Here is an 11,786-nt window from a genome sequence, read left to right as displayed (position 1 = left end):
TTTAATGCCAGTTGTATGAACAACTACATTACATCATTATCGCCTTATAGTAGTAAGGTAATAATGGATAGATTATTACTCCATTTACACAAGTTGTTTCACGTATAAATATTAAACGTCAAGATTATTAATAATAGATTGGGTCAATAAACACATAATAGTGAGTGCAAAAGTATAAAATAAATCTGTAAACAACCATCTTTTTAGTAAAAAAATGAATAATGTGTTTGTTATTGCAAAAAGAAAGTTTTAAATGTGGTTATAATAAGAAATAGCTTTAAGCTGAAGCTCAATTATTTGCTCCTATGTTAGGGAATTTCAGTTAATTCCCTCTTAGAGCTCTCCAAGGCAGCCAAAAACTGCATTCTTTTCCTTGGAGAAGGTCCCAGAAAAAGAATATGCTGTGTTATTTGTTCAAAAATCTCAAATAATGAGTCATATGAGCACACCTGCCCTTTCCATACTATCTATGGACTTGTAAAATTATCCTTAAGTTTTATTAGGCAGCCTTCTTCACCCTCCGAGCCATCTCCCTTGCGGCAAGAATGGCAGCATTTGCTGTATGGATTCCGAAGAAGAGTAGTAGCCTCTCGCTAAACATATTGCGTGCCTTGATGCGTCCAAGGCTATAGTGTTGCTTTTGATTTCCAAAGCTACCCTCCATTACCGTAGCTCTGAGGTTTCCAATAATCTTTCTCGCTGTCTTGAGACATTCAGCTTCTTCTTTGGGTCTTGGACCTTTTCTAGTGAAACAGGTCGTTATGCCTTTTTCTTTCTGTGTTTTGATAAAAGTACTAACAAACCTTAAACACTTTCAAAGTATGCCTCATAGTCATCAGAGAGTGTATAGATGCTGTCCCTCTGCCCCATAATCTCTCGCAATTTCATCATCATCAACCATGCGGGAGAGTAATATTCGAGTTCAAGCTGATGCTGGATCTCCTTAGCCGACAGTACCTGCTTGATGGATGTCATCATGTGCGCAGTAGAGAACCAATCATACAGCGGTAGTTTGCTATGTTCCATAACGGTACCCTTTGTCAACGAGATTCTGTTGCCACAGTTCTCACATTGAAAGGATTTCCTTCCAGGCAGCCATTTATACTTTGTAGCTCCACACTTAGGACACACAACACCTATTTCCTCTCGAACAGCTCTAAGGTAGTTCTCGCAGCTATCCTCATCAGGGAACATCTGGAAGAAGTCTTTCAATAACATAGGTCTCATATTTGTGACAAATATAATTGATTTTCAGATTTTTACAATGGAGCTATATTGAAATTAACATACCTTAGTACTTTTATCAAAACACAGAACTTTTTCTGTACACATAGTGCGGTTGGCATTGTTGGCGTATATGGAATCGGCACCTACACGCTTGACTTTGATTCCCGTCAAAGATTCTTGATATTCTATACATAGCTTAAGACGGACACCCTCGTTGAATGCCTCAAAGCTGTGGTGCTCTATGAATGATATGCCGTCTATCTGTATGTTGTTGACCTTTGCCCCAAACTCTACACGCTTGTTTTCCTTGCCTCTGACAATAGGACGGAGGTAGGGGCGGTCGATGCTGACGATACGGTGCTTGACTTCCTTGCCGGAGAATAGTTCTGACTGTTGGAGGCATACCTCACGCACAGCGGACAGCCGCTTTTCTTGTTCTGCCGACAGACAGATGCAAGGACTGTACTGTTTACGCAGACGATTCCATTGGGACAGGAGTTTGGACAGGAGCCTCAGGAGTCTTCTCCTGAGCTTGCGCGTGGACGAGGCTGTGTGCTTGCGCTGCTTAGCGTATGCAAGCCTGGCCTTGTCAATATTATTATACTTGCTTCTCGGAATACGCTCTGAGAGGTGTTTACACTCGGAGACCAGCAGAGTGTGAAGCCAATAACAACACTCCCAGAGCAGCTTGATATCCGTAGGAAAACGCAGGTAGCTCTCGTAACAGGTTGCATCCGTCAAGCACAGGTCTTTGTCTTTAAGGTTGTCTTTCCATTTGGCATACAATATGCCCTGAAAGCTGTCTATGTCAAGAAACTGACCAAGACGATTGCGTATGGCACTTACAATCTTTCCATCCTTGATGGGACAGGAGGGGTCTATCAGAACACCACAGAACATCTGCATGTGGATGCTTCCGTTAAGCATTTCTATCAGACCATCGTCAGACAGACCTGTGTATGACTTAAGGAACATTAGGGCTATTTCTCCTTCACCCGAGAAAAGAGGCTTTTTGCCTCGCTTGCTCTTATGGCTAAGGATCGTATACTCTGCTGCCAACTCCTTTAGTGGGAGCTGGGAATGAATGCGTCCAAGTTCGCTTTGTGCAAAGCTTTCACGATAGCTCTGTAAAAAATCGAACTCTGTAAAGGGCAAAGTTGGTGTTATATCAGAAATTTTTTGTATCTTCACGACGATTTATTTTAAGTTTTCCCCCGATTCTGCCCGTGATGGGTCGTTCGGGGGATTTTATGTAAAGGTACAAATAATATATTATGCTGACAAACAATTAGTTAGAAAAATTATGAATATCCCTATGTTAAATCTAAATCGATTCATCAGAGCGTAACATCCATTATTCTTAATTATACAGTGTTGATTCCTAATAATAAAGCAAACTCTGTTTAGTCTCTAATGAACCGATTTAATTTAAAAAGAAAGAACTAAAAGTTAATCTGTTACTATGTCTTTCCTCAATTATTCTGTTTGATTTCCATATTTCTTTAAGATTTCCTTGTCAGTTCTAAAAAGAAGTCTTACCTTTGCGGCCGTGAAACAATTAGCAATGACATATCAGACCAATTCAGCGCAGCAAAGAAACTTTGATTTCTTTGCCTTTTTTAGTGCTTTATATTTGGTAGTTTCAGATATTTTGCTAACACACACACACACAAGCGCTACTAGCGTTTAATCACACATTTTTTCTTTCATCCTACGAGCGCGCGAAGCGTGGCGTAACCGTTGTAAACAAAGGACTTCTAGGAGTTTCCTTTGTTCGCTTTTTCATGCCTGTTTGCGAGCTGTATAAAAGGCAAAATAAGGACGTTTTAAGCACTGATTTTACTGCAAAAGATACTTATCATTCTCTAGTAATAGTTTGTTTTCTCTCGTTGATTTCTCGGGCAGGCAGCAGTGATATGCTGTCTGCCTGTAGAGGGGGAGAGGGCAAGCGGTTAAGAGGAATAGATAATGAGTTTGTCAGGATGTATATAATAAAAGGTGAGCGACAAAGCCACATATAGAGAGTAAATAACAACTATTTTAATCAAATCAAAAAGATGATGAAAACAAAAGAAAGAAAGGTCTATCATGCACCACAGTGCCAGATAGCACACGTGAGTGAAGAAACTAGCCTTATGGCTACTTCTTTTCCTAGTCAACACAACCCTGGACATCACGCTTCAGGCCCATCAAGTGCTAAAGCTGTAGCCTCATGGGAGGATTTAAGCGAAGAGAATAGTAAGGGAACTTCTTCCTCATGGGAAGACTAAGCAAGAGAGTTATTAACAGAAAAGAAAACAGAATCAAAAAAGAAGAAACAGACAATGAAAAAGAATTTATTTAAGGCACGCCTGCTTTCATTCGCAGCTTTCTGCGGACTTGCATTGGTATTCGCATCGTGTGCCAATGAAGACGTAGCACAGGGCACAACTGGAACAGGCAATCAGAATGACAAGAACCTCACAACCTTCGTTGCAGGTGGCGAGACAAAGACCCGTACCTCAATGGACTATACTACAGGTAACTTCTATTGGGAGGCTGGCGACTATATTTATGTAAAGGACGACGACGGCACATGGCAGAAGAGCAGCAATGCTCCTACAAGCAAGGTTGCAGTCTTTCAATTTAAGGTGCCTGGAAAATTTAAGAATAGCACATCTTATACAGTTTGCTATCCAGGCAAGAACAGTATCAACAACGAGCAAGTAAAGATCCCTACTGCCCAGGCTCAAACAGCACCAAACAGCACAGCCCACTTTGGCGTATCAGGCGATTGTGGTACAGCCACGGCAGGAAAAATCTCAAACGGCTCTTTTGCCTTCTCACTTGATCATCAGGCGGCCTACCTTGTCTTCCAACCTTATACAAGCAACACAGTTCTGAAAGATTGCTACCTAACCAAGATTGAGGTAAGCGCCGATAATGACATAGCTGCTACTTACAAGCTTGACCCAGCTACTGGCGAACTGAAAGATGCTACAAGTACAGGCAAGCAAATTATCCTTACAACAAAAGACCCTATCGCAAGCAGTACATATGGAAAAGGCTTCCCTCTGAACACAACCTCAGCCAATCCAACGACCAATGGTGCCTACATGATCATTAAGCCTGGTACATATAAGCTCCGTGTACGTTACTGGATAAAAGACTATGTAACCAATGTAGAGGGAACTATCACCAAGAACCTAGGTAGTTTCACCTACGATAAGAATACCTACTATGACATGACAGCCGACCTTAACATTCGCTCTTATGACGGTAACCATTATTATATGTGGGATGCCCAGAAGCAGTACTGGGATGGCTGGGAATGGACAAAGAATCTTCCAGGTGGTCAGCCATCAGTTGCTTTTGCATCAAGTGGAAATTATCCCAAGAACAACACTGATCAACGTTGGTACCATGAAGGTACGGCTCCTCTTAGTGCAAGCACTCCTCTCTTTCAGAGTCTTCCTAACGCAAATGAATTATCTTGGTATGTTATGTACGGAGATATGCGTTACGATACCAACGAGTTATGGACTACAATGGGACGCTTATATAAAGGTGGAGCATGGTTTAAGAAGAAATCAGTATTGACGGCAGAAGGACATTATAGTACAGAGAAATCTGCTGATGGAACGACTGATTTACGTATAACTTGGAGGAACTACAACAATACCAATGTAAGTATGGTCCTACCCTCTGTATCTGATGCTGACAAATATTTCTACGTGGCTGGGCTAGGTTATTATGGCTATGGTGTTCTGTATGATATTGGTCAGAGAGGTAGATATTGGTCATCCACAGCTGTACCAGGATCTAACAATCATGCTTATGCTTTTTACTTTGTTTATGATGATATTAGGGTAGAAGGTTACAATTACCGTTTCTATGGACAAGTAGCACAGCCGATTGAATAAAAAAGTTCTTTTCCCTAGTCCCTTTCTTCTGAAAAGAAAGGCAATTTAGTAAGAGACAAAGCTATTAAATTTTTCCTACGGTCGGAAGAAAATTTCTCTACGGTGAGAAATTTACGTGCCTACGGTCAGAAATAATTTTTTCACAAAGGAAAATTTTCTTCTGACCGTAGGAAAATTAAAAGTTCTCCTTTGGCTCTGAAAAAAGATGGCTGGAAGTTGCAATTTTCTATAAACGGAAATGCTATTATCTTGAAGACAAAGAAAGTTTCTAACCGGAAAAACAAAAAGAAAACCATTGACACTACAAACTGAATAAAAGCCTTATTCAGATAAGAATATGAAAAACGGAGAATAAGCCATGGAACAAACCAAGGTGTAAATGCCGTAAAAACTTAAATATTTACTTTTAAAACAAAAATCATGAGAATTAAACTTCAAAAGAAAAAGAATCCGCAGAAGCGGACAGAGGAAAAGTACTATGCTAATCCTGTAAACCTGGGCAAGAAAAGTCTGCACGATATTGCGCACGACATTGCGGGGCGTTCTTCGTTGACACGTGGTGACATTGAGAACGTACTGTCGAACTTTATGGATTGTCTGCCTCATTATCTCCGCGATGGCTTTAGCGTTCAGTTGGGTGAATTTGGCACAATGCGCCTGACACTTTCAAGCGAGGGGGCTGCGACGGTAAAAGCTTTTAAGACAGAGACTATCAAACCGCGCGTAACGTTTACGCCAGGTGTGGAGCTAAAAGCTGCCTTGCGCGAGAACTCGTATGAGACGGTGAAGGAGGAAAACTCCAGTTCAAAACCTTCTCATAAAGACAAGGGAAGTGGAGAGAATCCTGGACCTGTGCCAGAGGACTAAAAGGAGGGTTGACTGCTTGGTCAAAGATAAAAGAAAAAGAGTTCGCGAACAAAAAGGAAATTGTTCGCGAACTTTTTTTGATTGAGGTAAATCAGGGGGATGAAGACTAAATATCCCTAATACATACGCTTCAAGGGGTTGTTTTATACACCATCTATTCTAATGAACTGATTTGGGTTTACCTTTTCCCATAAAATAGAGATACACGCTTTGTATGTATATCTCTATTTTTTTAGGATGGATAAACACGCAGATATGGTTTATACGCTTATCCGTTCTTTACATCAACTATCTTTGTTGGAGCCTGTTCCTTATTGCGACGATTAACAACAGTGACTACACTCTGCGCAAGACTGAGGAACGACTGACCCGTAATGGTGTCAACCTGTGACGCTGCTGGTGTTCCGTTATCACCATTCTCGCAAATGCTCTGTACGATTGGAATCTGAGCAAGTAGCGGACATCCAAGTTCTTTCGCTAAGTTCTTGCAACCATCTTTTCCAAAAATGTAATATTTATTCTCAGGAAGTTCAGCTGGAGTAAACCATGCCATATTCTCAACCAAACCGAGAATTGGGATATTCACCTTGTCATTACGATACATATCAATACCCTTACGTGCATCTGCCAATGCTACATTCTGAGGAGTTGACACGATTACTGCACCCGTAATAGCAAGTGTCTGCATGAGTGTCAGGTGAATATCGCTGGTTCCTGGTGGTGTATCGAGGATAAAGTAATCGAGTTCGCCCCAATCAGCATCAGCAATAAGCTGCTTAAGAGCTGAGGTTGCCATACTTCCTCGCCAAAGGGTTGCTGTGTCTGGATTGACAAAGAAACCGATAGAAAGCAACTTCACACCATACTTCTCCACAGGTTCGATAAGCTGGCGTCCATCCTTTTCTACACCGTATGGACGAGCATCTTCTACACCGAACATCTTTGGCATACTTGGACCGAAGATATCGGTATCGAGCAAACCTACCTTATAACCAAGGCGTGCCAAGGCAATAGCGAGGTTAGCTGAGACGGTGCTCTTTCCTACTCCACCCTTTCCTGAACTAACAGCAATAATGTTCTTCACCTGAGGCAATAGCTTACCCACCTCTGGGCGTGGCGCATTCTTGAACTCTGTTGTAATGGTTACTTCAACTTCCTTACCAACAGAATAGTGAATCTGAGCCTCAGCAGCCTTAATAGTAGACTTGAGGAATGGGTCGGTCTCACGTGGGAAAATCAGCGTGAAACTTACTTTATTACCATTGATGCTGGGTGTATCTGCCAACATCTCACTTTCAATAATATTCTTTTTTGTTCCTGGATAAATTACTTTCTCCAGCGCATCTGTAATGAGTTTGGGATATAATGTCATTGTTCTGTTTTAAATAAATAACCTTGACATCTCTATCAAATTAAGCCTTGATAGAAAAGGTCTGGTTAAGAATTACTTGTTATTTTGTCTGCCAAGAGTCCTATGTTATAGTTCTAACTCTCCTTCTAATCTTTCTTTCGGTTGAATTTTTAGATAATATTACCTATATATCATCAAAAAGAATGCCACAAAAGGAATGGTCACATTAGTTACTACTTTTCTGCGAGTTCTCCCATTCTTCCCATTCCTTTGCAACAGCTTTCCAGTCAGTCATCTCTCCCGCTTCAATGGCTTGCTGCTCACGTACAGCCTCATCACGCGCCTTATCACGCGCACGCTTTGCCTTCATATCAGCGATAGTGGCATCATCAAGAATCTGAATAGCTCCTCGTTGGATAGCATCCTGTAACTCTTCTTCACCGAAAGCCTTACCAGGCTCATTGAAGTCAGAGATATTAAATTCAAAAATTGTACGGAGGTCATGACGAACCAATTTCTGTTTCGCCCGATTACCCGCATTCTTCAGTCGGAGTAGCTTTGCTATTTCTTTTATCTCGTCTTCAGCGAATTTATTTCTTCCCATGTTTTGATTCTTATTCAGATGCCATTGATGGCTTTCGTGTCTGCGAAGATAGCAACAAAATCCCAATACTGCAAGTTTTTTCCTAAGGAATACATTACGCAAAGTATCATAAATTGGCTTCTTTCGTTAAACCTAAATCTGTCATCAGACCACAAAATGTATCGTTTTTATTACTATGGTATTGTTTCCTAACATCTTAATTTTGGTTCTTCCTAAATATGGAGTGATAAACTAAAACGCTTATATAATAAGGCACACAGAGCTACGGAGAGGACGGAGATAAAGGCAATATCACGGAGGTACCGATGGCACAAAGAGCAACGGAGGTATAGCGTACAGATTTCTGATAACTCTTTTGGTATGAATGCTTTGTATATAAATTGCTAACAGAATTGGCAAACGATCTCCGTCGCTCCACGCACCGACGGTGCCTCCGTGACTACCAGTGCTTGCTTTAATATCCCTCCGTACTCTCCATCCCTCTGTGTGACAGTTCGTCAGAGACCTAAGCTTAGACGGATTATTATCACTCCAAAAATCTGAAGACCCTTAATTTTCTTATCAGCATCGACTCTCTTTGTACCGTTGACTCCTCCATGATATTGCGTTTACCTCTGCCCCTCTATGTCTCCGTGTACATTATTAGATAAGAACTTTAGCCTATCATTCTATCTTAGAAAGCGACCTCTTTTTACACAACCCACCTATATTTGTAAAATTGTTTCAAACACTTAATTATCAATACATGCTCTTTAGGCTTCTTAAAGATGCCTAATTAGCTTCCAATAGGTGCTCTTTAGAAGGCCTACTAACGCCCTTTTGAAGTCCAATTAAGCGCCTTTTAAAATGCTTCATTATAACGAACTGACTTACTGATAGTTACAAAACCTCTTGATATACTTATTTTTCTCCTTTTTTTAGGGCTTTTATTCAAGATTATGTCATTATTTTTCATAACCTTATACCATCTCATAATCTTCTCTTTTCAAGGTCTCAACTCATTAAGTTACGAACAATGTTATAGATTGGCTGCCCGATAGTTGGCATGGTAGGTTTTCTTTTCTATTGATAACTTGGCACTATCCACAACAATCTCCGCATGAAAACACTTTTGGACAGCAATAAACAGGGACGTCAGAGCGTTATTGTTGAAAGAATAGGTTACGACAAAAGACGGTCATACGACCTATATGAAGTTCGGTAATGGCACGGAGACTACCTATACATATGACAAGCAGAGTGAACGTCTGCAGGTGAAGAGCCTTACAGCAGGCGGTCAGACTGCAATGGAGAACTGATATTAATCCAGAGTAGATTAGCATAATTCTCAAAAAAATAGTAGTAATAAAGTAAACAGATAAGAAATTATGAGGCATGCTGTATCGATTATTGTCCTATATGTTTTGATAAATATTCTATCATTGTTATTCAATATAACTTCTTTTTCTACTGATGGGAAAATAGATATTGGCTTCCCTTTTATTTTTATCCATTTAACGAGTGCAAAGTATGATTCTACTTTTCCATACAATAAATTACTCATAGAGCCTTTTTTATGGGATATTATTTTTTTATTTACGATAGTTTGTTTATATTTGTGCTGCCTAAAATTTATCAAAAGGATTCGTGATTGAGAAGAACCTAAGAATGAAAAATAAATGATGACCTACGATGCGGTGAGCAACCTCCTGAGTAAACTCACGGCATAGTTGAAAAAGTCTATCGCTAAGAAGGAGTTCGCATACGTATGAGTATGATAATTAGGGATATTCAGAATTTTTCTAACTAATTGTTTGTCAGCATAATATATTATTTGTACCTTTACATAAAATCCCCCGAACGACCCATCACGGGCAGAATCGGGGGAAAACTTAAAATAAATCGTCGTGAAGATACAAAAAATTTCTGATATAACACCAACTTTGCCCTTTACAGAGTTCGATTTTTTACAGAGCTATCGTGAAAGCTTTGCACAAAGCGAACTTGGACGCATTCATTCCCAGCTCCCACTAAAGGAGTTGGCAGCAGAGTATACGAACCTTAGCCATAAGAGCAAGCGAGGCAAAAAGCCTCTTTTCTCGGGTGAAGGAGAAATAGCCCTAATGTTCCTTAAGTCATACACAGGTCTGTCTGACGATGGTCTGATAGAAATGCTTAACGGAAGCATCCACATGCAGATGTTCTGTGGTGTTCTGATAGACCCCTCCTGTCCCATCAAGGATGGAAAGATTGTAAGTGCCATACGCAATCGTCTTGGTCAGTTTCTTGACATAGACAGCTTTCAGGGCATATTGTATGCCAAATGGAAAGACAACCTTAAAGACAAAGACCTGTGCTTGACGGATGCAACCTGTTACGAGAGCTACCTGCGTTTTCCTACGGATATCAAGCTGCTCTGGGAGTGTTGTTATTGGCTTCACACTCTGCTGGTCTCCGAGTGTAAACACCTCTCAGAGCGTATTCCGAGAAGCAAGTATAATAATATTGACAAGGCCAGGCTTGCATACGCTAAGCAGCGCAAGCACACAGCCTCGTCCACGCGCAAGCTCAGGAGAAGACTCCTGAGGCTCCTGTCCAAACTCCTGTCCCAATGGAATCGTCTGCGTAAACAGTACAGTCCTTGCATCTGTCTGTCGGCAGAACAAGAAAAGCGGCTGTCCGCTGTGCGTGAGGTATGCCTCCAACAGTCAGAACTATTCTCCGGCAAGGAAGTCAAGCACCGTATCGTCAGCATCGACCGCCCCTACCTCCGTCCTATTGTCAGAGGCAAGGAAAACAAGCGTGTAGAGTTTGGGGCAAAGGTCAACAACATACAGATAGACGGCATATCATTCATAGAGCACCACAGCTTTGAGGCATTCAACGAGGGTGTCCGTCTTAAGCTATGTATAGAATATCAAGAATCTTTGACGGGAATCAAAGTCAAGCGTGTAGGTGCCGATTCCATATACGCCAACAATGCCAACCGCACTATGTGTACAGAAAAAGGCATAACGACCTGTTTCACTAGAAAAGGTCCAAGACCCAAAGAAGAAGCTGAATGTCTCAAGACAGCGAGAAAGATTATTGGAAACCTCAGAGCTACGGTAATGGAGGGTAGCTTTGGAAATCAAAAGCAACACTATAGCCTTGGACGCATCAAGGCACGCAATATGTTTAGCGAGAGGCTACTACTCTTCTTCGGAATCCATACAGCAAATGCTGCCATTCTTGCCGCAAGGGAGATGGCTCGGAGGGGGAAGAAGGCTGCCTAATAAAACTTAAGGATAATTTTACAAGTCCATAGATAGTATGGAAAGGGCAGGTGTGCTCATATGACTCATTATTTGAGATTTTTGAACAAATAACACAGCATATTCTTTTTCTGGGACCTTCTCCAAGGAAAAGAATGCAGTTTTTGGCTGCCTTGGAGAGCTCTAAGAGGGAATTAACTGAAATTCCCTAATTAGAACACCCTTGTCCATGCAAACGGTAAGGCGAGTGTTATACATCCAACACTGCTGGCGAACGCATCATGAAGAAATGCAAATATTAGGAGATAAATATGAGTTGTAGGCATAGAGAAAGTCAGATGTCTTCTTCCCTGCATTTACTGAGCTTAAACAAACAATTTATGATTATAGCACATCGACTGACAAAGAACATCATGATTTAATACAAAAGTACCCTAATTTACAGGGAACTAAGTTGTATAGAGCAACTAAATCCGAGTTAATTGAACAAAATAGTAATTAACTAAAGTTTCCCACCCCTTAAAACACTGTCTTTTCTCATTCACCTTTGCTTGTCGTCCCCCATATTCATTGACTTTTAACACATGACTAATAGAAGTTAT

General features: G+C 40.9%; 7 protein-coding genes and 3 pseudogenes. 5 read left to right on the top strand and 5 right to left on the bottom strand.

Features of this window, described 5'->3' with window-relative positions; genetic code table 11:
- Nucleotides 1–499 precede the first annotated feature (499 nt).
- The 3 genes and pseudogenes from J4861_RS13340 to J4861_RS02680 form a co-directional block, all read right to left on the bottom strand.
- On the bottom strand, nucleotides 500–664 hold the full coding sequence (locus tag J4861_RS13340; RefSeq protein ID WP_249110805.1) for a transposase: 165 nt from the start codon (nucleotides 662–664) through the stop codon (nucleotides 500–502).
- A 146-nt stretch (nucleotides 665–810) separates the two neighbouring features.
- Nucleotides 811–1,218 (bottom strand): annotated as a pseudogene (locus J4861_RS02685) (transposase); the annotation flags it as partial.
- A gap of 102 nt (nucleotides 1,219–1,320) precedes the next feature.
- Nucleotides 1,321–2,418 (bottom strand): annotated as a pseudogene (locus tag J4861_RS02680) (transposase family protein); the annotation flags it as partial.
- A gap of 866 nt (nucleotides 2,419–3,284) precedes the next feature.
- Here J4861_RS02680 and J4861_RS02675 point away from each other — a divergent pair.
- The 3 genes from J4861_RS02675 to J4861_RS02665 all read left to right on the top strand — a co-directional run bounded on the left by J4861_RS02675 (nucleotide 3,285) and on the right by J4861_RS02665 (nucleotide 5,996).
- Nucleotides 3,285–3,497 (top strand): hypothetical protein, encoded by a 213-nt coding sequence (locus tag J4861_RS02675; protein ID WP_211816599.1) that lies wholly within the window; start codon nucleotides 3,285–3,287, stop codon nucleotides 3,495–3,497.
- A gap of 54 nt (nucleotides 3,498–3,551) precedes the next feature.
- Entirely contained in the window at nucleotides 3,552–5,129 is a 1,578-nt protein-coding gene (locus tag J4861_RS02670; RefSeq protein ID WP_211816598.1) for a hypothetical protein, read from the top strand.
- A gap of 420 nt (nucleotides 5,130–5,549) precedes the next feature.
- The gene (locus J4861_RS02665) at nucleotides 5,550–5,996 is read left to right on the top strand and encodes an HU family DNA-binding protein (protein ID WP_211816597.1); all 447 of its coding nucleotides are present in this window, start codon (nucleotides 5,550–5,552) and stop codon (nucleotides 5,994–5,996) included.
- A gap of 268 nt (nucleotides 5,997–6,264) precedes the next feature.
- On the opposite strand, the gene J4861_RS02660 is transcribed toward J4861_RS02665, so the two are convergent.
- Together J4861_RS02660 and J4861_RS02655 are read right to left on the bottom strand one after the other, a co-directional pair.
- Nucleotides 6,265–7,368, bottom strand: a complete 1,104-nt coding sequence (locus J4861_RS02660) for an Mrp/NBP35 family ATP-binding protein (protein ID WP_004359657.1) — start codon at nucleotides 7,366–7,368, stop codon at nucleotides 6,265–6,267.
- Between the two features lie 205 nt (nucleotides 7,369–7,573).
- Complete coding sequence (locus J4861_RS02655) at nucleotides 7,574–7,951, bottom strand: hypothetical protein (protein ID WP_211816596.1); 378 nt, start codon at nucleotides 7,949–7,951, stop codon at nucleotides 7,574–7,576.
- Between the two features lie 1,111 nt (nucleotides 7,952–9,062).
- Between J4861_RS02655 and J4861_RS02650 the strand changes: the two are divergent.
- Both J4861_RS02650 and J4861_RS02645 read left to right on the top strand, forming a co-directional pair.
- Nucleotides 9,063–9,246: pseudogene (locus J4861_RS02650) on the top strand (hypothetical protein); the annotation flags it as partial.
- A gap of 591 nt (nucleotides 9,247–9,837) precedes the next feature.
- A complete protein-coding gene (locus J4861_RS02645; protein ID WP_211816595.1) occupies nucleotides 9,838–11,205 on the top strand; it encodes a transposase in 1,368 nt (455 codons plus the stop codon).
- Nucleotides 11,206–11,786: the final 581 nt, after the last annotated feature.

The sequence above is a fragment of the Prevotella melaninogenica genome (assembly GCF_018127925.1).
GTDB classification, from domain to species: domain Bacteria; phylum Bacteroidota; class Bacteroidia; order Bacteroidales; family Bacteroidaceae; genus Prevotella; species Prevotella melaninogenica_C.
Note: the sequence above shows the minus strand (reverse complement) of the source record. Positions and strands in the feature narration are given on the sequence as shown.